The sequence below is a fragment of the Streptomyces sp. R-07 genome (assembly GCF_049913175.1).
Classification (GTDB): domain Bacteria; phylum Actinomycetota; class Actinomycetes; order Streptomycetales; family Streptomycetaceae; genus Streptomyces.
Genome location: NZ_CP183978.1, coordinates 4318206 through 4340075, shown reverse-complemented (window position 1 = coordinate 4340075; position 21870 = coordinate 4318206). Strand labels below are relative to the sequence as shown.

At 72.8% G+C, this 21870-nt stretch carries 24 protein-coding genes; 14 read left to right on the top strand and 10 right to left on the bottom strand.

Annotated features, from left to right (window positions below; translation table 11 throughout):
* The first annotated feature begins 72 nt into the window (after window positions 1-72).
* The 3 genes from ACN9M0_RS19830 to ACN9M0_RS19820 all read left to right on the top strand — a co-directional run bounded on the left by ACN9M0_RS19830 (window position 73) and on the right by ACN9M0_RS19820 (window position 3934).
* Window positions 73-867 carry a class I SAM-dependent methyltransferase gene (locus ACN9M0_RS19830; protein WP_366038837.1) on the top strand — a complete coding sequence of 265 codons (795 nt, stop codon included), beginning with the start codon at window positions 73-75 and terminating at the stop codon, window positions 865-867.
* Between the two features lie 290 nt (window positions 868-1157).
* A complete protein-coding gene (locus tag ACN9M0_RS19825; RefSeq protein ID WP_366038836.1) occupies window positions 1158-2207 on the top strand; it encodes a C40 family peptidase in 1050 nt (349 codons plus the stop codon).
* A 491-nt stretch (window positions 2208-2698) separates the two neighbouring features.
* Entirely contained in the window at window positions 2699-3934 is a 1236-nt protein-coding gene (locus ACN9M0_RS19820; RefSeq protein WP_366038834.1) for a PP2C family protein-serine/threonine phosphatase, read from the top strand.
* A 44-nt stretch (window positions 3935-3978) separates the two neighbouring features.
* On the opposite strand, the gene ACN9M0_RS19815 is transcribed toward ACN9M0_RS19820, so the two are convergent.
* The 3 genes from ACN9M0_RS19815 to ACN9M0_RS19805 form a co-directional block, all read right to left on the bottom strand.
* On the bottom strand, window positions 3979-4323 hold the full coding sequence (locus ACN9M0_RS19815; protein WP_366038833.1) for a DUF2516 family protein: 345 nt from the start codon (window positions 4321-4323) through the stop codon (window positions 3979-3981).
* A gap of 88 nt (window positions 4324-4411) precedes the next feature.
* Window positions 4412-4981, bottom strand: coding sequence for a hypothetical protein (locus tag ACN9M0_RS19810; RefSeq protein WP_366038832.1), 570 nt, complete (start codon window positions 4979-4981; stop codon window positions 4412-4414).
* Between the two features lie 27 nt (window positions 4982-5008).
* Window positions 5009-5407 carry a helix-turn-helix domain-containing protein gene (locus ACN9M0_RS19805; protein WP_399700926.1) on the bottom strand — a complete coding sequence of 133 codons (399 nt, stop codon included), beginning with the start codon at window positions 5405-5407 and terminating at the stop codon, window positions 5009-5011.
* Window positions 5408-5486: 79 nt separating this feature from the next.
* Between ACN9M0_RS19805 and ACN9M0_RS19800 the strand changes: the two genes are divergently transcribed.
* The 3 genes from ACN9M0_RS19800 to ACN9M0_RS19790 all read left to right on the top strand — a co-directional run bounded on the left by ACN9M0_RS19800 (window position 5487) and on the right by ACN9M0_RS19790 (window position 7037).
* Window positions 5487-5954 (top strand): helix-turn-helix transcriptional regulator, encoded by a 468-nt coding sequence (locus tag ACN9M0_RS19800; RefSeq protein ID WP_366038830.1) that lies wholly within the window; start codon window positions 5487-5489, stop codon window positions 5952-5954.
* 10 nt (window positions 5955-5964) lie between these two features.
* Window positions 5965-6381 (top strand): VOC family protein, encoded by a 417-nt coding sequence (locus ACN9M0_RS19795; protein ID WP_366038829.1) that lies wholly within the window; start codon window positions 5965-5967, stop codon window positions 6379-6381.
* An 86-nt stretch (window positions 6382-6467) separates the two neighbouring features.
* The gene (locus ACN9M0_RS19790) at window positions 6468-7037 is read left to right on the top strand and encodes a DinB family protein (protein WP_399700922.1); all 570 of its coding nucleotides are present in this window, start codon (window positions 6468-6470) and stop codon (window positions 7035-7037) included.
* A gap of 156 nt (window positions 7038-7193) precedes the next feature.
* Here the strand turns inward: ACN9M0_RS19790 and ACN9M0_RS19785 are convergent, their stop codons facing one another.
* Window positions 7194-7694 carry a hypothetical protein gene (locus ACN9M0_RS19785; RefSeq protein WP_426403971.1) on the bottom strand — a complete coding sequence of 167 codons (501 nt, stop codon included), beginning with the start codon at window positions 7692-7694 and terminating at the stop codon, window positions 7194-7196.
* A gap of 90 nt (window positions 7695-7784) precedes the next feature.
* Between ACN9M0_RS19785 and ACN9M0_RS19780 the strand changes: the two genes are divergently transcribed.
* From ACN9M0_RS19780 to ACN9M0_RS19770, 3 genes are all read left to right on the top strand, one after another.
* Window positions 7785-8270: a MarR family winged helix-turn-helix transcriptional regulator gene (locus tag ACN9M0_RS19780; RefSeq protein ID WP_366038827.1), complete on the top strand. Its 486-nt coding sequence runs from the start codon at window positions 7785-7787 to the stop codon at window positions 8268-8270.
* Window positions 8271-8384: 114 nt separating this feature from the next.
* Window positions 8385-9818 (top strand): MFS transporter, encoded by a 1434-nt coding sequence (locus ACN9M0_RS19775; RefSeq protein WP_426403970.1) that lies wholly within the window; start codon window positions 8385-8387, stop codon window positions 9816-9818.
* Window positions 9815-10822, top strand: coding sequence for a helix-turn-helix transcriptional regulator (locus tag ACN9M0_RS19770; RefSeq protein WP_366038825.1), 1008 nt, complete (start codon window positions 9815-9817; stop codon window positions 10820-10822). Before ACN9M0_RS19775 ends, ACN9M0_RS19770 begins: the two co-directional genes overlap by 4 nt.
* On the opposite strand, the gene ACN9M0_RS19765 is transcribed toward ACN9M0_RS19770, so the two are convergent.
* The 4 genes from ACN9M0_RS19765 to ACN9M0_RS19750 form a co-directional block, all read right to left on the bottom strand.
* On the bottom strand, window positions 10743-12728 hold the full coding sequence (locus tag ACN9M0_RS19765) for a HelD family protein (protein ID WP_366038824.1): 1986 nt from the start codon (window positions 12726-12728) through the stop codon (window positions 10743-10745). The two genes, ACN9M0_RS19770 and ACN9M0_RS19765, sit on opposite strands and share 80 nt — an antisense overlap.
* A 75-nt stretch (window positions 12729-12803) precedes the next feature.
* The gene (locus tag ACN9M0_RS19760; RefSeq protein ID WP_366038881.1) at window positions 12804-13427 is read right to left on the bottom strand and encodes a TetR/AcrR family transcriptional regulator; all 624 of its coding nucleotides are present in this window, start codon (window positions 13425-13427) and stop codon (window positions 12804-12806) included.
* A 236-nt stretch (window positions 13428-13663) separates the two neighbouring features.
* Window positions 13664-14908 (bottom strand): GNAT family N-acetyltransferase, encoded by a 1245-nt coding sequence (locus ACN9M0_RS19755; RefSeq protein ID WP_399700914.1) that lies wholly within the window; start codon window positions 14906-14908, stop codon window positions 13664-13666.
* A gap of 52 nt (window positions 14909-14960) precedes the next feature.
* On the bottom strand, window positions 14961-15575 hold the full coding sequence (locus tag ACN9M0_RS19750; RefSeq protein ID WP_399700911.1) for an ABC transporter substrate-binding protein: 615 nt from the start codon (window positions 15573-15575) through the stop codon (window positions 14961-14963).
* A 139-nt stretch (window positions 15576-15714) separates the two neighbouring features.
* Here ACN9M0_RS19750 and dtd point away from each other — a divergent pair, with 139 nt between their 5' ends.
* Window positions 15715-16140 carry a D-aminoacyl-tRNA deacylase gene (dtd, locus tag ACN9M0_RS19745; protein ID WP_366038821.1) on the top strand — a complete coding sequence of 142 codons (426 nt, stop codon included), beginning with the start codon at window positions 15715-15717 and terminating at the stop codon, window positions 16138-16140.
* A 15-nt stretch (window positions 16141-16155) separates the two neighbouring features.
* Here dtd and ACN9M0_RS19740 read toward each other — a convergent pair whose 3' ends face one another.
* On the bottom strand, window positions 16156-17118 hold the full coding sequence (locus ACN9M0_RS19740) for a hypothetical protein (protein ID WP_366038820.1): 963 nt from the start codon (window positions 17116-17118) through the stop codon (window positions 16156-16158).
* Between the two features lie 92 nt (window positions 17119-17210).
* On the bottom strand, window positions 17211-17618 hold the full coding sequence (locus ACN9M0_RS19735) for a hypothetical protein (protein ID WP_399700907.1): 408 nt from the start codon (window positions 17616-17618) through the stop codon (window positions 17211-17213).
* 264 nt (window positions 17619-17882) lie between these two features.
* On the opposite strand from ACN9M0_RS19735, the gene ACN9M0_RS19730 reads away from it, so the two are divergent.
* Genes ACN9M0_RS19730 through ACN9M0_RS19715 form a run of 4 tightly spaced genes read left to right on the top strand, consistent with a single transcriptional unit; the run spans window position 17883 to window position 21852 of the window.
* On the top strand, window positions 17883-18374 hold the full coding sequence (locus ACN9M0_RS19730; RefSeq protein ID WP_366038818.1) for a hypothetical protein: 492 nt from the start codon (window positions 17883-17885) through the stop codon (window positions 18372-18374).
* A 6-nt stretch (window positions 18375-18380) separates the two neighbouring features.
* Entirely contained in the window at window positions 18381-19859 is a 1479-nt protein-coding gene (locus ACN9M0_RS19725) for a peptidoglycan-binding protein (RefSeq protein WP_366038817.1), read from the top strand.
* Entirely contained in the window at window positions 19856-20614 is a 759-nt protein-coding gene (locus tag ACN9M0_RS19720) for an ABC transporter ATP-binding protein (RefSeq protein ID WP_366038816.1), read from the top strand. Before ACN9M0_RS19725 ends, ACN9M0_RS19720 begins: the two co-directional genes overlap by 4 nt.
* Window positions 20611-21852, top strand: a complete 1242-nt coding sequence (locus ACN9M0_RS19715) for an ABC transporter permease (protein ID WP_366038815.1) — start codon at window positions 20611-20613, stop codon at window positions 21850-21852. Before ACN9M0_RS19720 ends, ACN9M0_RS19715 begins: the two co-directional genes overlap by 4 nt.
* Window positions 21853-21870: the final 18 nt, after the last annotated feature.

The following is a 21870-nucleotide window of genomic DNA, read 5'->3' as shown; positions in this document are numbered from 1 at the left end:
CGGGCGGGGCGCCCATCCGCTGCGGGATCGGGCAGCCGCAGGCCCCTCCCCCACACCCCTTACGCTCATGACATGGCCCCGCGCACCACCCGCCCCGTCGGCACACCGACCCGCGGGACCACCAACCCGAACCGGCTGCGCCGCATGGACCGCTGGATCGCCGCCGTCCACGGCCCCGCCCTGCGCCGCTCCCCCGAACCGCCGCTCGCCGTCGACCTCGGATACGGGGCCGCCCCCTGGACCGCCGTGGAACTCCTGGCCCGGCTGCGCACCGCCGAACCCCGCACCCGGCTCTACGGCATCGAGATCGAACCCGCCAGGGTCGAGGCAGCGAAGCCGTACGAACGCGAGGGCCTCTCCTTCCTGCACGGCGGCTTCGAAGTGCCGGTACCCGGCCGGGTCGCCCTGATCCGGGCGGCGAACGTGCTGCGCCAGTACGACGAGGACCAGGTCGCGGCCGTCTGGGCGCGGCTCTGCGGGCGGCTCGCACCGGGCGGCCTGCTCGTGGAGGGGACCTGCGACGAGATCGGGCGCCGGCACGTGTGGGTGGCGCTCGACGCGGCCGGGCCGCGCACGGTGACCTTCGCGACCCGGCTCGGTTCGCTCGACCGCCCCTCGGACCTCGCGGAACGGCTGCCGAAGGCGCTGATCCACCGGAACGTGCCGGGCGAGCCGGTGCACGCCTTCCTGCGGGACTTCGACCGGGCGTGGGCGGCGGCCGCCCCGTACGCCTCACTGGGCGCGCGGCAGCGCTGGATCCGCTCCGTCCGCGACCTGGCGGCGGACTGGCCGCTGACGGACGGCCCGCGCCGGTGGCGGCAGGGTGAGGTGACGGTGCGGTGGGAGGCGCTGGCGCCACGCGGGTGACGGGGCGGAGGAAGGCGCCGACGCCACGCGGGTGACGGGGCGGAAGGAGGCGCCGACGCCATGCGGGTGACGGTGCGCCAGTAGGCCCTGTCCCCTATTTCTTCCCAACTCCCCCTGAATTTCCCGTACGCGGGGAACGCCACACGCACATCACTCGTCCCCCCTGGGGGGAACAGGCCCGACAGGCCCCGGTTTCCCCTGTTGCTTTGCGGTTTCGCATGGCACTATCGCCAAGGTCACCACCAAGTTACTGACGGTAAATCAGATTTGGGTCACTCGAGGGGGAGCTCGTGAACCGACGCCGCCACGCCACTGCCGCGATCACCGTGATCTGCGCCCTGACCGTGCTGGCCTCTCCCGCACTGACCCTCCAGGCCGCCGCCGCGCCGCTCCCGCCGCCCCCTCCGAAGAAGAGCCTGGAGGAGGTGCGCAAGGAGATAGACGCCCTGTACCGGCAGGCCGCCGTCGCCACCGACGCGTACAACCTCGCCGAGGAGAAGACCAAGGAGCAGTCCGCCGAGATCGTCCAGGTCGCCCGGATGATCGTGGCCGGCCGCGAGAAGATCGAGGACCTCAAGGCCAAGGCCGGCGCCGCCGCCCGCGCCCAGTACCGCAACGGCGGGCTCCCGGACGGCGCGCAGTTGGTCCTCACGAACGACCCGCAGCTCTTCCTCGACACCGCCGGACGGCTCAAGGCCGGGGCCAAGGCCACCACCGACCTGCTGGGCGAGATGACCCGCACCCAGGCCGAGTTGGACACGTACGCCAAGGAAGCCGGCGACAACTGGACCAAGCTGGAGGCCAACCGCGTCCGCCAGGCGAAGGCGAAGAAGGAAATCAACGGCAAGATCGCCGCCGCCAAGAAGCTGGAGTCCGAGCTCGCCGCCGAGGAGCGCGAGCGGCTGCGGCGCCTGGAGGAGCAGGCCCAGAACCGGGCCCAGACGACCTGGCTCGGCACCGGCGTCCTCGACGGCCTGACGGAGGGCGCGACCGCGGAGGGCAAGAAGGCGGTCGAGTTCGCGACGGCCCAGATCGGCAAGCCGTACGTCTGGGGCGCGGAGGGACCGCGCTCGTACGACTGCTCCGGGCTGACCCAGCGTGCCTGGGGCGCGGCCGGCCGGGACATCCCGCGCACCTCGCAGGAGCAGTGGCGGCTCCTTCCGCACGTGGACATCAGGGACATGCGCCCCGGCGACCTGATCGTCTACTTCAAGGACGCGAGCCACATCGGGATGTACGTCGGGAACGGGACGATCGTGCACGCGCCCCGCCCGGGACGGAACGTGACGCTCACGGGCGCGGGCTCGATGGAGATCCTGGGCGTGGTCCGCCCTTCGTGACACGAGGCGCGTGGTCGGCCCCGCGTGACACGAGGCGCGTGGTCGGCCCTGCGTGACACGAGCGGTGTGGTCGGCCCTGCGTGACACAAGGCGCGTGGTCGGCCCCGCGTGACACGAGGCACGTGGTCGGCCCTTCGTGACACGAGCGGTGTGGTCGGCCCTGCGTGACACGAGCCACCCGCGCGACGGGACGGGCGTGACCGGCGCCGCCTCCGGTGCGTGACCTTTCTCATGGGCTCAGAGCCCCCGTGCGGACCGCACGGGGGCAAGTACCTCCCCTTCCGCGGCATATGCCAAGCGCGCCGCGCGGGCTCACAGGCTGATCACCATTCCGCTGCGCACCGCCCTACCGCTATGGTCCGGGACGGGCGGGACGCCACCCGGCGCCCTGCGCACCTCGGGGGGAGGGAAGGAAACCCGGACCGATGCCCGTATCCGTACCGCGCCAGAGAAACGTCTCTGCCGCTGCGGGACCCGGCGACGCCACCCCAATGGACGCCACTCCCATGACAGGCACAGTCACAGGCACCGACCGCACCGATCTCACTCTCCTGGTCGTCGAGGACGACCCGGCGGGTGCTCTCGCCGTACCCGAACTGCTCGACGCGGCGGACGCCGCCGGCACCCGGGTCCGCATCCGTACCGCCCGGAACCTCACCGAGGCCGAGCGGCTCCTCACCGACGACGTCCACTGCGTCCTCGTCGACCTGTCGCTGCCCGGCCCCCGGGCCGCCGCCGGCGACGACCCGCTCGCCCCGCTGCGGCACATCCTGCGCCTCGCCCCCCGCCACGCCGTCCTCGCGCTGGCGGCCTCCGCCGACGCCGAGCTGGCGGCCGAGGCGGTGCGCGTCGGGGCCCAGGACCACCTCTTCCGCGAGGAGCTCGACGGGCGGCTGCTCAGCAGGGCCATCCGGTACGCGGTCGAACGCAAGCGGGCCGACGCCGTCCAGGTGAAGCTGGCCGAGTCCCGGCTGCGGGCCCAGGAGAACGCCCGGCTCGAGCGCGGTCTCCTGCCGACGCCGCTCCTGGAGGGCTCCGAGCTGCGGTTCGCGTCCCGCTACCGGCCCGGCCGCTCCCGCGCGCTGCTCGGCGGCGACTTCTACGACACCGTCCGCACCCCCGACGGCACCGTCCACGCCATGATCGGCGACGTCTGCGGGCACGGCCCCGACGAGGCCGCGCTCGGCGTCGAGCTGCGGATCGCCTGGCGGGCCCTGACCTTCGCGGGCCTGTGCGGGGACGAGCTGCTCTCGACGATGCAGCAGGTCCTGGAGCACGAGCGGGAGAGCGACGAGATCTTCGCGACCCTCTGCACCGTCGACATCGCGCCCGACGGGCGCCGCGCCGGCCTGTGCCTCGCCGGGCACCCCTCGCCGCTGATCGCCCGGCAGGGGCGGGCGGCGCGCCTCCTCCCGTACGAGGACGGCGGCCCGGCCCTCGGACTGCTGCCGCGCGCCCGCTGGCCGCGCCGGCAGGTCGAGCTGGGCGGGGCGTGGAGCCTGCTCATGTACACGGACGGGCTCATCGAGGGCCGCTCGGCGGGCCCCGGCTCGCCGCGGCTCGGCCAGGACGGGATGGTCGAGATGATCAACCGCCAGCTGGCCTCGGGCCTGCGGGGCGAGGATCTCCTGGAGGCGGCCGTGACGGAGGTCCGCTCCCTGAACGGCGGCGAGCTGACGGACGACGTCGCCGTCCTGGCCCTGGAAAGGGACAGGACCCGGGTCTGAGACCCGGGTCCTGCGATTCCCTACGTCGCTACGGCGTCGGCCGACTACCGGCCGCCGTTGTAGGGGCCGTACGGGCCGTCGCTGCTGGAGCCTCCGCCGCGGCGGCCCCGGCCTCCGCCGGAGACCTGCGCGAGCGCGGGGCGCACGTCCACCATGAAGACGATGGCGGCGATCAGCCCGGCGATCTGCAGGAACAGCATCGGCAGCAGCAGGTTCAGGGCGAGGTTGATGCCCAGGAGGATCAGCCAGAACTTCTTCGTCTGCTTGTCGGCGGCGCGGTAGGCGTCCTCGCGCGCCATGGCGGCGAAGACGAGCGCGGCGACGGCGAAGCCGGTGAAGACCAGGAAGATCACCAGGGAGAGAAGGGAGTCGAATCCCGCGCGCAACATGCTGAGCACCGCCTAGGGGGATGGAGAGAGCGCCTCGCGGTCAAGGTACCCGGTACAACGCACCGGGTACCCGAATTGGTGCCCGCCCCTACTCCTTCTCGGCGGCGGCCGTCTTCTTGGCGGGGGCCTTGCGGGCGGTGGTCTTCCGCGCGGGCGTCGCCTTCTCGGCCTGGGGCGCGTCGGTCCCGGCCTCCGGGGCATCCGCCTTCGCCTTCGCCTCGGGCTCCGGCTCGACGACGACGGCGATCTCGGTGATCTCCTCGGCGACCTCGCCGCGCCAGGCCCGGACGGCCTCCTCGCCGTGGGCGGCGACCTCCTCGTACTTCTCGCGCGCCTTGACCGCGTACTCGGCGGCGACGCCGACCCCGCGCAGGGCCAGGTCCTGGGCGGTCTCGCCGAGCTTCTTGAGGTCGGTGTCGAGGCCGCCGACGACGTCGGCGAACTTCGACTGCACGGTGGCCTGGGCCTCCTTGGCCTGCGCGGTCACCTTCTCCTGCACGGCCTTCGGGTCGGTCTTCCGTACGGCGTCGATGCGCGCGGGCGCCTCGGCGGCGAGCTGCTCGATCAGGCCGGGAACCTTCTTGGCCTGCTGCACGGCGAGGTCGGCGGTGCCGGCGGCGAAGTAGAGAGGGGTACGCAGTTCGTCGATGATGGCCATGCTGGTGTTCCTCCCGGAGGTGACGTACTAGCTCGAAGGCGGTGCGGCATCGGCGTCGGCGTCGGCCGCCGCGGCGGCGTCGGCGGCGTTCTCCTTGCGGAAGGAGTCGTAGATCTGGAGCAGCACCTGCTTCTGCCGCTCGTTGATCGAGGGATCGGCCAGGATGACGGCGCGCGTCTCCAGCTCCTCCCGCTCCTGCTCGTCGAGGATCCCGGCCCGTACGTAGAGCGTCTCGGCGGAGATCCGCAGCGCCTTCGCGACCTGCTGCAGGACCTCGGCGCTGGGCTTCCGCAGCCCGCGCTCGATCTGGCTGAGGTACGGATTCGACACCCCGGCGGCGTCGGCGAGCTGCCGCAGGGAAAGCTGCGCGGTCCGCCGCTGCTCGCGGAGGTACTCGCCGAGGTTGCCGACGTTGAGCGATGCCATGCCCCGACCATGCCAGCCTTTGCTAACTATTGCAAGCAGCCGCTTGCAATAGTCGCCCCCGGCGCGGACGGGCCATGGCATGCTGGGCAGCGTGGACCTGGAGGACCTGAAGAGACTGCGCCGTGCGCGGGACACCATGGACCGCGACTACGCGTCGCCGCTGGACGTTCCCGCGCTGGCCAGGGTCGCCCTGATGTCGACCGGGCACTTCGCCCGCAGCTTCCGTACCGCCTTCGGCGAGACGCCGTACAGCTATCTGATGACCCGCCGCGTCGAGCGGGCGAAGGCGCTGCTGCGGCGGGGCGACCTCAGCGTGACGGACGTCTGCTTCGAGGTGGGCTGCACCTCGCTCGGCTCATTCAGCTCGCGCTTCACCGAACTGGTCGGCGAGACCCCGAGCGCCTACCGGGCCCGCAGCCACGAGGAGGGGGCCGCGATGCCGGCGTGCGTCGCCAAGGTGATGACACGGCCGGTGAAGGGCGCCGGCCCCACGCCTCCCACCGAACCGATCAGGAACGGAGAAGCGGGAACCACCGCCTCGCCGTAGCGTCGACGGCATGAACGACATCAAGCTCTCGCAGTGCTTCATCACCGTCGACGACGCCGACAAGGCGCTCGGTTTCTACCGCGACGCCCTCGGCCTGGAGGTCCGCAACGACGTCGGCTACGAGGGGATGCGCTGGGTGACCATGGGGTCGCCCACGCAGCCGGACGTCGCCGTCGTGCTCGAGACGCCGCTGCCCGACCCCAGCGCCTCGGAGGCCGACCGGCAGGCCGTCAGGGAGCTGCTCGCCAAGGGCGTGCTGCGCGGCGTGATCTTCTCGACCGAGGACGTCGACGCCACCTTCGAGCGCGTCCGGGCGGCCGGCGCCGAGGTGCTCCAGGAGCCGGTCGACCAGCACTACGGCGTCCGCGACTGCGCCTTCCGCGACCCGGCAGGCAACATGATCCGCTTCGCCCAGCCCAAGGCCTGACCCCGCCCGCCTCCTGCCCCTGCCCGCCCCCGGGCAGGGGCACCGCCGTGCCACCATGTGCCTCAGGTCCAACAGGGAGGTACGACATGACAGTTGAGAACATTCCCCAGCGACGCGCGGACGTACTGGACGAGACGGCGGTCCCGGGACCGGGACGGTTCACCGGCCCCGCGACCGGCGACGAGCTGCCGATGCTCGCCGGATTCCTGGCCGACCAGCGGGCGACCCTGGTGCTGAAGTGCGCGGGCCTGGACGAGGGGCTCACCCACCGGTCCGTGGAACCGTCGACCCTGTCCCTGCTCGGTCTGGTCCGGCACATGGCGGACATGGAGCGCCACTGGTTCCGCGAGGTGCTCGCCGGTCAGCAGGACGCGGGGCCCCTCTTCTCCTCCCCGGACTCCCCCGACGGGGACTTCGACGACGCCGCCGCCGGCCCCGCGGCCGTCACGGAGGCCTGGGACGCCTGGCGCGCGGCGGTGGACTTCTCCGACCGCTTCACGGCCGAGGCCCCGGACCTCGACGTCTCGGCGCAGGACGCCTGGCGCGGCAAGGTCTCACTGCGGTGGGTCCTCATCCACATGATCGAGGAGTACGCGCGCCACAACGGCCACGCGGACCTCATCAGGGAGCGCATCGACGGCACGCGGGGGCTGTAGGCGACCGGACCCACCTCGCCCGGGCTGCGCCGATCCCACCCCCGACGGACACCCGGGCCCCGCTCACCCCACCCCCGACGGACTCACCCCGGGCCCCGCTCACCCCACCCCCGACGGGACTCACCCCGGGCCCCGCTCACCCCACCCCCGACGGGCTCATCTCGCCCAGGCCGCCAGCGCCTCGAAGTCGGCGACACCGAGTCCGCGCCGGGCGTCCACCCGGTGGAGCAGGGCAGGCCCGGGGTGGTGGGCGGCGATCCAGGCACGGTCGGCCGCGCCGATCTCGTCGTCCACCCAGACGAACGGCCGCCCGGCCGCCCACGCCACGAGCGCCGGCGTCTTCCAGTGGACGCCGGGCTCCTCGGGTTCGTCGGTCCACGGAAGCAGGGGCAGGTCGGGCAGCCCGAGACGCGGCGCGACCCAGGTGTTCGCGCCCTCCTCCCAGGTGGTCGCCCACACCAGGTCGTACGGCAGCGCCGCGAGCCGTGGCCCCTGCGCGGGATCGAGCCGCGCGAGGAGCGGGCTCACGGCCGGGGGCGGGGCGGGCGGGTACGTCGGGTACCCGCCGCTCTCCGCGCCGAACGGGATCAGCGGCCCGTCCACGTCCAGGAAGAGCAGAGGCCGGAGGGCCGCTCCCTCCTCCTCGTAGATCGTCATGCCTCCATGGTGCCCGGCCACGCGCGCCTCGGCCTCACTCGTCCGCTACACAACAATCCGCGACGGACCGATCCTCGTTACGCTGGCGGCATGACATCCATGACCCGAGCCCGCACCGAGCCCGACCTCTCCTACCTCCTCGACCACTCCAGTCACGTCCTGCGGACGCGGATGGCCGCCGCGCTCGGGGAGATCGGACTCACCGCGCGGATGCACTGCGTGCTGGTGCACGCCCTGGAGGAGGAGCGGACGCAGGCGCAGCTCGCCGAGATCGGGGACATGGACAAGACCACGATGGTGGTGACCGTCGACGCCCTGGAGAAGGCCGGGCTCGCCGAGCGCAGGCCGTCCACCACCGACCGCCGGGCGCGGATCATCGCCGTGACCGAGGCCGGCGCGGAGGTCGCGCGGGAGAGCCAGAGGATCGTCGACCAGGTCCACGAGAGCGCCCTCGCCTCCCTCCCCGAGGCCGAGCGCGAGGTCCTCCTGCGCGCTCTGAACCGGCTGGTCACGGGCCATCTGGAGACCCCCGTCGAGAGTGCGAGGCCCGCCCGCCGCGCCCGTCAGCGCGGGTAGCCCCAGGGACCGGGAGCCCGTAGCGACCCCGAATCCCTCCCGTAAAAAATAGTCTGCAACAAAACCTTCTGCTAATGTCTCTCCTGTCGCCTCCGACGAACAGGAGAGGTCCCCATGCCCGCTTCACCCACCCGCCCCCGCCTCGCCCTCGGCGTCCTCGCCACCGGCATGCTGATGACCGTCCTCGACGGCAGCATCGTCACCGTCGCGATGCCCGCCATCCAGGGCGACCTCGGCTTCACCCCCGTCGGCCTCAGCTGGGTCGTCAACGCCTACCTGATCGCCTTCGGCTCGCTCCTCCTCCTCGCCGGCCGCCTCGGCGACCTCATCGGCCGCAAGCGGATGTTCCTCGCGGGCACCGGGGTCTTCACCGCCGCCTCCCTCCTCGCCGGCGTCGCCTCCTCCCCCGCCCTCCTCATCGCCGCCCGCTTCCTCCAGGGCGTCGGCAGCGCGACGTCCTCGGCCGTCGGCCTCGGCATCCTCGTCACCCTCTTCACCGCACCCCGCGAACGCGCCCGCGCCATCGCCGTGTTCAGCTTCACCGGCGCCGCCGGAGCCTCCCTCGGCCAGGTCCTCGGCGGGATCCTCACCGACGCCCTCGCCTGGAACTGGATCTTCTTCATCAACCTGCCCATCGGCGTCGCCACCCTCCTCGTCGCCCTCCGCGCCCTCCCCGCCGACCGCGCGACGGGACCGAGGGCCGGCGCCGACGTCACCGGCGCGCTGCTCGTGACCTCCGGCCTCATGGCCGGGATCTACGCCGTCGTCAAGATCGAGGAGTACGGGGTCGGTTCGGCGCACACCCTCGGCTTCGGGGCCCTCGCCCTCGCGCTCCTGGCCGGTTTCCTGCTCCGCCAGGCGAAGGCCGCGCACCCCCTCATGCCGCTGCGGATCCTCCGCTCCCGCAGCGTCGCCGGCGCGAACGCCGTCCAGATGCTGATGGTCGCCGCGCTCTTCTCCTTCCAGGTCCTCGTCGCCCTCTACCTGCAGAAGGTCCTCGGGTACGGCGCCGCCGAGACCGGCTTCGCGATGTTGCCCGCCGCGCTCGTCATCGGCGCCGTCTCGCTCGGCGTCTCGGCGCCCCTCATCGCCCGCTTCGGCGAGCGGAACGTCCTGCTCACCGGCCTCGTCCTGCTCGTCGGCGTCCTCGGCCTCCTGGCCCGCGTCCCCGTCCACGCCTCGTACGCCACCGACCTGCTGCCCGTGATGCTGCTCGCCGCCGGCTTCGGCCTCGCGCTCCCCGCCCTCACCGCGCTCGCCATGTCCGGTGCGGAGGAGGCGGACGCGGGCCTGGCCTCCGGGCTCTTCAACACCACCCAGCAGATCGGCATGGCCCTCGGCGTCGCGGTCCTCTCCACCCTGGCCGCCGCCCGCACCGAGACCCTCACGGCGGCCGGCCGGCCCGCCCCCGAGGCGCTGACGGGTGGTTACCACCTCGCCTTCGGCGTCGGCGCCGGGCTCCTCCTCCTCGCCCTGACCGTCGCCCTCACCGTCCTGCGCCCGACCGCCACCACCACCGAGACCCGGCAGATGACAATGGCGGCATGAGAGCCGACCGACTCGTCGCCGCCCTGCTCTTCCTCCAGAGCCGAGGAGCCCGGCAGCGGGTCACCGCCGCCGAACTCGCCGCCGAACTGGGCGTGTCCGAGCGCACGGCCCGCCGGGATCTCGAAGCGCTCGCGAGCGCCGGGATCCCGGTGTACTCGCAGGCCGGACAGGGCGGCGGCTGGTCGCTCGTCGGCGGAGCCCGTACCGACCTGACCGGCCTGACCGCCCCCGAGATCCGCGAGCTGTTCCTCCTGACCGGGCCCGACGCCGATGCGAGCCCGCAGACCCGGACCGCGCTGCGCAAGCTCGTACGGGCCCTCCCCGCGCCCCTCCGCGAGGGCGCCGAGGCCGCCGCCCGCGCCGGGATCGCCGACGGCACCGACTGGACGGGCGCGGAGACCGAGGAACCCCGACTGGCCGCGCTCCAGCGGGCGGTGGTCGACGCCCGGGAGGTACGCATCGGGTACGCCCGCCCCGGCCGCGCGCCGCGCGAGCGGACCGTCCAGCCGCTCGGGATCGCCGCGAAGTCCGGGGTCCGCTACCTCCTCGCGGACACGGCGGACGGCCTGCGGACCTTCCGCGTCGGCCGCGTCACCTCGGTGACCGAGACCGGCGCCCCCGCCGTGCGGCCGGAGGGCTTCGACCTCGCCACCGCCTGGCGCGCGCTCGCCGCCCGCATGGAGGACCGGCTGGTCGCCGCGACGGTCCGGGGCCGGGCCGCCCCGGGCACCGAATCCGTCCTGGAGGGCCTGCTCGGCGGGCGGATACGGTACGGGGAGCGCGGCCCGGACGGCTGGACGTCCATCGAGGCCGACGGCCCCTCCCCCGAGGTGATCGCCGCCCAGCTGGCCGGCCTCGGCGCCCGGGTGGAGCTCCTCGACCCGCCGGAGGCGCGGACCGCCCTCGCCCGGATCGGCGCCGAACTCACGACGCTGTACGCGGCTCAAGCCACTCCGGCAACTCCCCCTCGTGCACCAGCGCGAGGCGCGACACCGCCCGGGTGAGCACCACGTACAGCCGGTTCGCTCCGCGCGCCTCGGCGGCGACGATCGCGGCCGGTTCGACGACCACGACGTGGTCGAACTCCAGGCCCTTGACGACCGTCGCGGGCAGCACGGTCACCCGTTCCCCCGCCCCGCAGTCGCGGACCGCCTCCGCCACCGAGTCGACGAGTCCGTCGGCCGTGATGACCCCGACCGAGCCCTCCGCCGCGAGCGCGGCCCGCACGGCCTCGCGGACACCGGCGGACAGGTCCGTCACCCGCCGGACCGTCACCTCGCCGTCCCGGCGCACGGAACGGCCGGCGGGCACGTCGGCGCCCAGCTGCGGCAGAAGCCGGTTGGCGAGGTCGACGATCGCCGCCGGCACCCGGTAGCCGAGGGTGAGCGGCACGACGGGCGTCCCGGCCTTGCCGAGGTGGGCCAGCTGCTCGTGCCAGTCGCGGGCGGCCCACGGGGTGGTGCCCTGGGCGAGGTCGCCGAGGACGGTGAGCGAACCGAACTCGGTGCGGCGGGCGATGGCCCGGCACTGCATGGGCGAGAGGTCCTGGGCCTCGTCGACGACGACGTGCCCGTAGCTCTCGGGGCGTTCGATCAGCCCGGCGAGTTCGTCGAGGAGGACGAGATCGGCGGCGCTCCAGCGCGCGGAGCGGTACGAACGCGGGGGCCGCGCCCAGCGAAGGGCCGCGCGCTCGGTCTCCGTCAGGGCGGGGTCGGCGGGGTCCGTCAGGACGCCCGCGAGGACCTCCTCCGGACCGGTCTTCGGCCAGCACGCGTCGAGGAACGCCGTCACCGCCCGCGCCCGCTCGATCCTCCGCGCCCAGGCCGCGCCCATGGGCCCCCAGCGGCGTTCGGCCCGGAGCTGGAGTGCGCGGACGACCCGGGCGCGGACCCGCTCGCGGCCCGTCGCGTAGGGCGGCGCCTCCTCCCGTACCGCAGCGACGATCTCGGCGAGCTGCGCCGCCGGAAGCCGCCAGTGGTACGAGCCGTCGGGGACGGCCAGGTCCTGCGCCGGGGCGGGGTCGACCCTGCCGTACAGCGCGCGGTGCAGCACCTGCGCCATCCGGGCGTCGTGCTTGACCCGGGCCGCCGCCTCCGTGTCCTCGGCGCGGACCGGGTGGCGGGCGATCTCCTCGTCGAGGGTGGCCTGCCGGATGCCGGTCTCGCCGAGCGAGGGCAGCACCTCGGCGATGTACGAGAGGAAGGCCCGGTGGGGGCCGAGGACGAGGAGGCCGGAGCGGCGGATCCGCTGCGGATGCGTGTAGAGGAGGTACGCGGCCCGGTGCAGGCCCACGGCGGTCTTGCCGGTGCCGGGCGCGCCCTGCACGCACAGGGAGGCGGCCGGCTCGGAGCGTACGAGGTCGTCCTGTTCGGGCTGGATGGTGGCGGCGATGTCCCGCATGGGGCCCACCCGGGGGCGTTCGATCTCGCCGGTGACGAGGGCGCTGACGGTCCCCGTGGCGCCGTCCGCGAGGCGTTCGTCCTCCAGGGCGGTGAGGTCCTGGGTCGCACCTTCGCTGTGCGGGGCCCAGCCGAAGCGGCGGCGCCGGAGGACGCCCTGGGGGTCGTGCGCGCCGGCCTGGTAGTAGGCGCGGGAGACGGGGGCGCGCCAGTCGACGACGAGCGGCGGGGCGGCCGGGTGCTCGGCGATCCGGCGGCGGCCGATGTGGTGGATCTGGCCGTCCTCGCGGTCGAGGCGGCCGAAGAACAGCGGTCCGGGCGGCTGTTCGCCCATCTCCTTGGCGCGGCTGCGCAGGTGGCGGCCGAGCGCCTCGGCGTCGGCGCCGGAGGCGGCGACGTCCTCACCGATGACGACCTGTTCGGCCACGTCCTCGGTCATGCGGATCAGGGCGGCGCGGCAGGCGTCGTGGTGGGAGCGTTCGCGGGCGAGCTCAAGGTCCAGTGACGTCATTCCGACAAGCCTAGCGGAAAACGTTACTGGGTTACATTTTTTACGCGGCCACGGAAGGGACCGCTCGGTGGCGGCTCAGTACGGCAGCCCCTGCCGCAGCGACCGGAACGCCTCCTCCGCGGCAGCCACCGCGTCCTGCGCCACCACTCCGAGCGGCTCACCGGCCGCGAGCCGCGCCACGTTCTCGTTCGCCAGGATCCGGAGCACGGCCACGATCTGCCCGGCCGCGAGCCGCGCCACCAGCGGGTCGCCGCCGAGCGCCCGCCCGAGGACCTCCTCGGACCGCTGCTGGTAGCCGTGGATCGCGGCGAGCAGGGCCGGCGTCCCGTACAGGAGCCGGTGGTACGCCAGGACCGCCGGCGCATCGCAGAGACCGGTGACGGGATCGCGCCGCTCAAGCCCTTCGAGGAGGTGCTCGTACAGCGCGTCGAGCGGCGCCGTGCCGTAGACCCGGCCGGCCTCCACCACGCGCGCGGACTCCCCCTCGTGGTCGGCGAAGCGGTGGAGGACCAGGTCCTCCTTGGCGGGGAAGTACCGGAAGAGGGTCGGCTTCGAGACCTCGGCGGCTGCGGCCACCTCGGCGACGGAGACCCCGTCGAAGCCCTTCTCCATGAAGAGCGCGATGGCGGCGTCCGACAGGGCCTGCCGGGTGCGCGCCTTCTTCCGCTCGCGCAGCCCCGTCGGGTACTCGGGCTTCACGTACTCCGACTCCACGCCGTCCGACACCACGCGCTCCGGTTCCACCTCGTCCGGCCACCCATCCTAGGGGGTGTCTTGCCGGTCAGGCCGGATCAGGGAGCGGCGTCCGGTGCCGTGCATCGCAAGGCGGAGGAGGGAGTCACGGCGGAGCCATGGCGACCGACGACAACGCGGCGAGGCGCGGTGCCAGGCGTCGCGAGCCCGGCCTGACCGGCAAGACACCCCCTGGTGGCGGGTCAGAAGATGTCGGGCGAGAAGGGGCGCAGAGGAGTACGGAACAGCAGGTCGGCGCGGGCGGCCGCGCCGGTCGTCAGCTCCTCGACGCGCCCGAGCCGGGACAGCCGTACCGCCGACTCGTCGCCGAACGCGAGCGTGCCCGACTCCGCGACGTCGAAGGCGAGATCGGCCGGCGCGGAGGTACGGACACAGGCCGCGCCCGCCGGAGAGGCGTCGAGCCGGAAGCGCCCGCCGGCGAGCCCGTCCGCGTCCCGTACCTCCAGGACGAGGCCGTCCTCCACCGGATACGTCCTGCCCTCCAGGACCCGGACCACGTCCAGGACCCGGACCCACAGCATGTCCGCGTACGTCAGCACCTTGGCCGCGCGGGGATCCGGAAGGAGCAGCGGCAGCAGGTCGTCGGGCGCCCGGTAGCCGGAGCGGACCGTGGCGATCCAGTCGACGGAGCAGAGGTAGTGCCACAGGGCGCGCTCGGCGGCCGGGGTGACGGCGATCAGGTCCCGCACGGTCGCCGTGTTCAGCGGCTGCTTCGCGTCGTCCCACTTGTCGTCGGCGGTGTACGCGACGTACCCCTCGACCTCGCCGGACTCCGAGCGGTACATCGCGTAGTACGGCTCCCGCCACGGCTCGCTCTGGTAGCCGAGCCCGGTGCCGCGCTCCCAGTCGTGCGTGTCGCGGTTCGTGACCCCGGCACGGACGCCCGCGAGGCGGCGGTGCACCTCGGGCCCGGTCTTGCGGATCTCGTCGCCGTCCGTCAGATCGATCCGGCCGCCGTCCTCCGGTCGGCCCGAGCGGCGCGGGTCGAGACCGGCGCGGCGCACGTCCACGCTCCACTCGGCGGCCCAGCTCGCCGGGCCGAAGCCGAACCGCCCGTAGATCGGGTACTCGGCGGCGATCAGCGTCGCGATGGCGTCGCCCCGCTCCTTCGCGGCGGCCAGGTCGGCGGACATCATCCGGCTGAGCAGTCCCTGCCTGCGGTGCGTCGGCGAGACCGTGACCTGCGTGATCGCGTCGGCGACGAGGCTGCCCCCGCCGACCGTGCTGACCTCCTGCCGGAAGGACCGGAAGGTGGCGACGATCCGGTCCCGGTCGAAGACGCCGAGCGTCCGCGCGAGATCCGCGTGGGCCAGCCGGTCGGCGGCCTCGGCGTCGGAGACCACCGGGGGCCTGAGGAACCCGGTGCGCAGCGCCCGCTGCCAGTCGGGAAACTCGGACTCCGTCACGGCGCGCACGTCGACAGTCATCCTCCGACCCTACGCACGGCGCGGCGCGCCCCGCACCCGACTTTCCGAGCCCTCAGGCCAGCAGGTCGTCGACCTGGGCCTCGCCCTCCCGGTAGCGGCGGGCGATCTCGGCGCTGCAGTCGTCGGCGGTCCGCTGGAGGTGCTGCCGGCGCCGGGAGATCTGCTGCTCGTACCCCGCGAACCGCCCCATCGCCGCGTGCAGCTCGTCGTCCGTGCGGGCCGTCAGGTCCGACAGCTCGACCTCCGACAGCATCTCGGTCGCGAGCCGCCGGTACTCCTCGCCGCGCGGCGTCGACAGCGTCACGTGCCGCGCCGAGCTGCGGTGCCGCGAGGGCACGTCGGCGAGGATCTCGGAGAGCCGGTCGAGGACCGGGGTCTCCGGATCGGTCCGCCGCGCCAGCTCGGCCCGCAGGATGTCGATCCGGCCCTGGAGCATCCGGCGTACGTAACTCAGGTCTGCCTCGTCGCTCTGCGCGTCCCGGCGCAGAGCGCGCAGCTCGGGCAGCCGGAGGGCGCCGAGGTCGGGCTGCGTCCGGTCCGCCGCCTCGGCGGTTCGCTGCACGGGTGGGCGCGTCACGGGTCCTCCGCCCGGTCCTCCGCCCCGGGCTCCGGAGCGGATCAGCGGTACGGGGCCGGACGGCGTCGGCCCGGTGCCAGGTGCACTCATGAGAATCGTCCCCTCGACCGGTGCGGAACCGCACCGCCTGACACGCATGGTGCCACTCCTGCACGTGCGAATGCAGGCGCTCTGCACCCGTTCGGCCCCTCGTCCTTCGGTCGGCGGCCCGCTCGGTAGGTTGGTGGGCATGCGAGCAGTGGTGCAGAGGGTCGACGGCGCGAGCGTCGTCGTCGCAGGGGAGACCGTCGGTGAGATCACCGGCGAGGGGCTGTGCGTCCTGGTCGGGGTGACCCACGACGACACCCCGGAGAAGGCCGCCCAATTGGCCAGAAAGCTCTGGTCCGTCCGGGTACTGGACGGCGAGAAGTCATGCTCCGACGTGAACGCGCCGCTGCTCGTCATCTCCCAGTTCACCCTCTACGGAGACGCCCGCAAGGGCCGCCGCCCCACCTGGAACGCCGCCGCCCCCGGCCCGGTCGCCGAGCCCCTGGTCGACGAGGTGGTCCACCAGCTCCGCGCCCTCGGCGCCCACGTGGAAACGGGCCGCTTCGGAGCGGACATGCGCGTCTCGCTCACGAACCACGGCCCGTTCACCGTACTGATCGAGGTCTGAGGGAGGCCCGAGGGGTCATCCGGTCAGCTTCGCCGCCGTACGCAGCCGCTCGTCGAGCTGGTCGCCGACGAGCTTCAGCGTCTCGGCGTTCTGCTCGACCGCGCGCTGCTCGTAGGCGGACAGGACCGTGTAGTGGACCCCGATCAGGTTCACCTCGCCCTTGCAGCGCACGTCGGCCTTGGCGGCGGTGATCGCCTCGGCGCTCGATCGACGTCCTTCCAGACCGAGCTGGTCGGCTGCGTTGTGCGGGTCGGTCACCTTGTAGCCGGACTTCGCCATGCAGGCGGACCAGCTCTGGTCCACCTTCCGCACCCGGGAGTCCTCCCGGTACTCCGAGTCGGCGCGGTTGCGGAGGTTGAACACGTAGAGCAACTCGACGCTGTCCGGCCGGGGCGCGTACAACTTGAGGTACGACTCCCTGGTGCAGCCGCCGGCCGGAGGTCGTCGATCGCCCGCCTTGCCGGCCCCGGCGGCCTGCCGGTCGGCCTCCTGCTGACTGTCGGGCAGGTCCGCGGGGTTCAGATCCGGCTCCCCGAGCAGCGCGATCTCCTCGGGCCGGGTCAGCCCAAGACCCTTGACGCGCTTCTGTGGTGCCTGCGCCGCGTTCGGGTTCGCGTAGCCGTATCGCTCGGCGGTCTTCAGATCGCTGACACCGAACCTCCGCGACGGACCCTTCGGCCGTTCGGGCGAGCGGTTCTCGCCGCCCCGGTAGGTGAAGCCGTAGCGAGCCATACAGCGCGAGATCAGCACCTCCTGCGCGCGGGTCAGCGACCGCTGCTGCTCATCAGTCGCCTCGAACGCGTCCAGGGGGAACTTCAGCACCGTCGCCTCTTTCATGACGGGCAGGGCGGCCACCGGCGGCTCGGCCTGGCCACCACCGGAGGTTGCTGTGAAGCCCGAGCATCCTGCGAGCGAGGCAGTGGCGCACAGCAGCGCCACTGCGGGCAGGGCACGGCGGCGCGCGGATGACGAGAGCATGTGGTCCTTAGGGTTCTGGTAGTACGCCACATGGCGGCCGTGGCAGCGGAAGCTCCAGTGCCACAACCGCCACGGCCCCGAAATCGCGCGACTCAGTGCGCGTCGTAGGGGTACGACGACGAGATCTTGTTCTTGAAGGTGCTTCCCGCGTCCCCCTTGTAGCCGGCGGGCAGATAGCCCTCAGCACCGTCGGCGCCCGCGTCGGTGTAGACCCACCACGTACCCGTGTCACGGTTGTAGTAGGAGGCCGTATTGTCGTTGGTCGACTGGCCATAGCCGTTGCAGGTGCCCGACGCCTTCCAGAACGTGTCCCCTGAGAAGTTGGTGTCGTAGTTGAATAGGTCGAAGACGCAGCCGACCTGCCCGGAGTTGTAGTAGAGCCCGAACTCGTAGGTCTCCAGGACGCCGTCTTTACCCAGGGCCGAAGCGCTCGGAGCCGTGACCAGGCCGATCCCCACCATCGCCGTGGCGGCGAGCGCGACTCCGGTCAGTCGATGCACGTTGCTGCTCCCCTTCATGTTTCCCCACCCTCGTCAGATCCCTTAGAGACATCAACCAGCTCTAGTGTCACGGGAATTGAAACTCAGTTCGATCTCTCACGTCTACGGCTTTCCACGGTCTGCCGCCTGTGCGATGATCGCCGCGGGGGTGGCTCCGTGTTTTTTCCGGAGCTGTCGGTCACGGGGGTCACCAAGTCGGCGCGTCCAACGCGAAGCGGCTTCCCTCTCTCCTTCTGGACCGCTGGGGGTCTACCTGTGTCTTCCGTGCGTACGGCATCGCGCCACGCCATCCGCGTCACCACCGTCCTCATGCTCGGCGCCCTCGTCCTGGGCTGTTCCGAGAAGGGGACCCCCAGCGCGAACCACAGCGGCGCCCCCACCCAGAAGGAAGTCACCTACTTCCGCTGCCTGGAGAAACAGGGCATCGTCCTGGAGGAGCTGGAGGACTCCCGACTTCGCGTGGACAAGGACGACCCGGCGAACGACGGCGCCAAGCAGATGCGTGCCCAAGAGGCCTGCAAGGGCCTGCTTCCCAAGGAAGAGGCCCCCGAGGCGACCGAGGAACAGCTCGCCGCCGCACGGGAGTTCAGCGCCTGCGTGCGCGCTCAGGGGATCAAGGACTACCCGGATCCCGACCCCAAGACCGGCGACACTCCCCTCTCGGAGAAGATCGGGAACGGTGACAAGGAGGCGCTCCGCGCGGCGCAGCGCGCCTGCGCGCCCGGCGACGGCGGCAGCGGCCACCTGGGCGGCTGAGCCCCCATGACACAGGAACGAAGCGGGAGTCCCACAGCTCCGAACGGCACCGCACTTCGCCGGCGGTGGGCGCTGGTCATCGCCGGTGCGGCCGTCCTCGTGTCGGTCGGCGGCGTCCTGGCCGCCGGCACCATCAAGTCCCCGGCGCAGGCCGCCGCAGACGCGCGTCCACCCAAGCCGGCTCCGCTCACCGCCCCCGTAGAACACCGGGTACTCGTCTCCTCCGTCATCACCCGGGGGCAGGTGAAGGCGACCCAGTCGCTCCGCGTGAAGCCCCAGATCACCGGACCGGAAAGCTCGGTCTCCCCCGTGGTGACCCGCCTCCCCCTGCGCCAGGGCGACGCAGTGCGCCTCGGCTCGGTGCTCGTCGAGGTCAGCGGGCGTCCCGTGATCGCCCTCCAGGGCACCCTTCCCTCGTACCGGGACCTGCGACCGGGCGCGACCGGCGCCGACGTACGACAGCTCCAGCACGCGCTCGCGCTCCTCGGGCACAGCACCGGCGGCGACCCGAAGGGCGTGTTCGGGCCCGGCACGAAGAACGCGCTCACCGCCCTCTACACCGGCCTCGGCTACGAACCCCTCCCCGCCCGGACGGACGCCGTCACGGCTCTCAAGTCCGCCCGGGAAGCGGTGAAGCAGGCACAGCGCGGCTGGGAGGATGCCCGAGCCGCCGCGAACACGGGCGACAGGGGCACGAACACCGACGCCGGAACCGCCGGCAGTCCCCAGGACTCCCGGACCGGCGTGACCCGCGCCGCCGAGGATCTGGCGGCGGCGCGGAACGAGCTGGCCGAGACGGAGGCGTCCACCGGTCCCATGCTTCCCGCGGGCGAGATCATCTACCTCTCCGGCTTCCCGGGCCGGCTCGACTCGATGAAGGGCGGTGTCGGCAGCGAAGCGGGAGAGGTGTCATTGACCGTCTCGGCGGGGAAGCTGCTCGTCCAGTCGTACGTCCCCGAGTACCAGACGGGGCTGCTGCGCCGGGGCCAGCGGGTCGAGATCTATTCCGAGGCCACGGGCGTGACTGCGGCCGCCCGCGTCTCCTCGGTGGCCTCCGAGCCCGTCGCCCCGGCACAGTCCGCGGAGGGAGACTCCACGACCGGCTCCGAGAACACGGGCTACCTGGTGGAGATCATTCCGGACAAGCCCCTCGACGAACGCCTGACCGGCCAGGACGTGCGGCTCACCATCGAAGCGGCTTCCACCGGGAGCAAGGCTCTCGTCGTTCCGATCACTGCCCTCAGCTCCGGCGCCGACGGCAGGACGACGGTGACCGTGATCGGCCCCTCGGACAACCGGCGGCGCGTCGAAGTGCGCCCTGGGACGGCGGGCGACGGATACGTCGCGGTCACCCCGGTCGGCCGGGGTGAACTCCGAGAGGGGGACGCCGTCGTCACCGGAGTCGGCCGTGCTTCCGGCGCCGAGGCGCCGTCCGCGGAGGACCCCGCTGCGGGACTGGCCCCCGACGACGGCGGAAGGCCATGACGCCAGACCCGCAAGACCCGCCGGTGGCAACAGTGATCGAGCTGCGGGGAGTCGGCCTGACCTACCCCGGCCCGCCCGCCGTGGAGGCGCTCAAGCCGTGCGACCTCTCCGTGCCCAGGGGTGCCTTCGTCACCGTCGTGGGGCCCTCCGGATCCGGAAAGTCGAGCTTCCTCAACATCCTGGGGCTGCTGGACACCCCGTCCGCCGGAACGTACCTGCTCGACGAGATCGACGTCAGCGGACTCACGGACGCGGAGCGGACCGCGCTGCGGGGCCGCAGGCTGGGTTTCGTCTTCCAGTCGTTCCACCTCCTGCCGCACCGCAGCGCCCTGGAGAACGTGGCCCTCGCCCTGGTCCACAACGGAACGCCCCGCCGTGAGCGCGACCCCCGCGCGCTCGCCGTACTCGAACGTGTTGGCCTGGAACACCGGGCCCACGCCCTGCCGACGACCCTGTCCGGCGGCGAGCGACAGCGCGTCGCCATCGCCCGCGCACTCGTCGGCCGCCCGTCGGTCCTCCTGTGCGACGAACCCACGGGGAACCTGGACAGCGCCAACGCGGGCTCGATCCTTGCCCTGTTGCGGGAACTGAACGAGGACGGCATGACGATAGTCATGATCACGCACGACCCGGAGGTCGCCGCGAACGGTGGGCGCACCCTGACCATCCGGGACGGCGCCCTGGACGAGGCGGACGGGACGGCTGCCGTGGCGGCGGGCAGCCGTCTCCCCCACGGGGCGGAAGGAATGCCGTGATCCGCCGCCGCAGGCCCGTCGTACAACTATCGGTGTTCAGTGGCCGGGACCTGTTGTCCGAGGCGCTCGCGGGTATCGTCCGGCGTCCCGCCCGGTCGGTGCTCACCGCGCTGGGGACGGTCCTCGGCGTGGGCTCCTTCGTCGCGATCCTCGGCCTCACCGCCACCGCCTCGTCACAGATCGACGGCCGTTTCAACGCGCTGGCGGCGACCGAGGTCACCGTCCGCGATGTCTCCCGGGAGCAGAACGAGTTCGCTGGCCCCGGATTCCCCTCCGACGCCGCCGAACGGGTCGAACGACTCGCCGGAGTACAGCACGCCGGCGTGTACTGGACCGTGGATCTCCCGCCGGTCCGGAGCGTGCGCGCTGCCCTCGTGAGCGGCGCAGGCGACGGATCGGGCGGCGAGCGGGCCGAAGTCGTCGCCGCGTCCCCGGGTGTGCTGTCCGCCGCTGCGGTCTCCCTCGTCGAAGGGCGTGTCTACGACGACTTCGCCGCGGACGGCGCACAGCCCGTCGCGGTCCTGGGCCGGAGCATCGCCGAGCGGCTCGGCATCACGACGCTGGAGACGCGTCCCGCCGTCTTCATCGGGAACCAGCCGTTCACGGTCGCGGGTATCATCGGCGGCACCGAGCGGAAAACGGATTTGTTGCTCTCCGTGATCGTCCCCCCGAAGACGGCCGAGCGCATGTGGGGACCCCCGCGCGACGGAGCAGCCATGCTGATCTCCACCGACCTCGGCGCGGCCCCCCAGATCGCCGAACAGGCACCCACGGCGCTGCGACCGGACCACCCGGAGTATCTGAAGGCAGTCCCTCCGCCGGACCCGCGCATGCTGCGGGGCGGGGTCAGCAGCGACCTCGGGCAGCTCTTCCTCGTCCTCGCGGCCATCTGTCTCGTCATCGGCGCCGTCGGGATCGCCAACACCACGCTGGTGGCGGTGCTCGAGCGGACGGGCGAGATCGGGCTCCGGCGCGCTCTGGGCGCACGAGGGCGACACGTTCTGGCCCAGTTCCTCGCGGAGTCCGGTGTTCTCGGCGCTCTCGGCGGACTGGTCGGCACCTCGCTGGGCGTCCTGACCGTCGTGGCCGTGGCGGCCGTGCGGGCGTGGACCCCTGTCGTCCATCCGCTCACGGTCGCCACCGCGCCGGCGATCGGCCTGCTCACCGGGCTGATCGCCGGCCTGTATCCCGCCTGGCGGGCCGCCCGGATCCAGCCCGCCGAAGCCCTCCGACGCTGAACCCCGGACGCCGCCGGC

Excerpts from the sequence above, each read along its gene's own strand:
- ACN9M0_RS19830 (WP_366038837.1), top strand. The coding sequence starts at position 73 with ATGGCCCCGCGCACCACCCGCCCCGTCGGCACACCGACCCGCGGGACC.
- ACN9M0_RS19820 (WP_366038834.1), top strand. The coding sequence starts at position 2,699 with ATGGACGCCACTCCCATGACAGGCACAGTCACAGGCACCGACCGCACC.
- ACN9M0_RS19815 (WP_366038833.1), bottom strand. The coding sequence starts at position 4,323 with ATGTTGCGCGCGGGATTCGACTCCCTTCTCTCCCTGGTGATCTTCCTG.
- ACN9M0_RS19810 (WP_366038832.1), bottom strand. The coding sequence starts at position 4,981 with ATGGCCATCATCGACGAACTGCGTACCCCTCTCTACTTCGCCGCCGGC.
- ACN9M0_RS19805 (WP_399700926.1), bottom strand. The coding sequence starts at position 5,407 with ATGGCATCGCTCAACGTCGGCAACCTCGGCGAGTACCTCCGCGAGCAG.
- ACN9M0_RS19800 (WP_366038830.1), top strand. The coding sequence starts at position 5,487 with ATGCTGGGCAGCGTGGACCTGGAGGACCTGAAGAGACTGCGCCGTGCG.
- ACN9M0_RS19795 (WP_366038829.1), top strand. The coding sequence starts at position 5,965 with ATGAACGACATCAAGCTCTCGCAGTGCTTCATCACCGTCGACGACGCC.
- ACN9M0_RS19790 (WP_399700922.1), top strand. The coding sequence starts at position 6,468 with ATGACAGTTGAGAACATTCCCCAGCGACGCGCGGACGTACTGGACGAG.
- ACN9M0_RS19785 (WP_426403971.1), bottom strand. The coding sequence starts at position 7,694 with ATGACGATCTACGAGGAGGAGGGAGCGGCCCTCCGGCCTCTGCTCTTC.
- ACN9M0_RS19780 (WP_366038827.1), top strand. The coding sequence starts at position 7,785 with ATGACATCCATGACCCGAGCCCGCACCGAGCCCGACCTCTCCTACCTC.
- ACN9M0_RS19775 (WP_426403970.1), top strand. The coding sequence starts at position 8,385 with ATGCCCGCTTCACCCACCCGCCCCCGCCTCGCCCTCGGCGTCCTCGCC.
- ACN9M0_RS19770 (WP_366038825.1), top strand. The coding sequence starts at position 9,815 with ATGAGAGCCGACCGACTCGTCGCCGCCCTGCTCTTCCTCCAGAGCCGA.
- ACN9M0_RS19765 (WP_366038824.1), bottom strand. The coding sequence starts at position 12,728 with ATGACGTCACTGGACCTTGAGCTCGCCCGCGAACGCTCCCACCACGAC.
- ACN9M0_RS19755 (WP_399700914.1), bottom strand. The coding sequence starts at position 14,908 with ATGACTGTCGACGTGCGCGCCGTGACGGAGTCCGAGTTTCCCGACTGG.
- ACN9M0_RS19750 (WP_399700911.1), bottom strand. The coding sequence starts at position 15,575 with ATGAGTGCACCTGGCACCGGGCCGACGCCGTCCGGCCCCGTACCGCTG.
- dtd (WP_366038821.1), top strand. The coding sequence starts at position 15,715 with ATGCGAGCAGTGGTGCAGAGGGTCGACGGCGCGAGCGTCGTCGTCGCA.
- ACN9M0_RS19740 (WP_366038820.1), bottom strand. The coding sequence starts at position 17,118 with ATGCTCTCGTCATCCGCGCGCCGCCGTGCCCTGCCCGCAGTGGCGCTG.
- ACN9M0_RS19725 (WP_366038817.1), top strand. The coding sequence starts at position 18,381 with ATGACACAGGAACGAAGCGGGAGTCCCACAGCTCCGAACGGCACCGCA.
- ACN9M0_RS19720 (WP_366038816.1), top strand. The coding sequence starts at position 19,856 with ATGACGCCAGACCCGCAAGACCCGCCGGTGGCAACAGTGATCGAGCTG.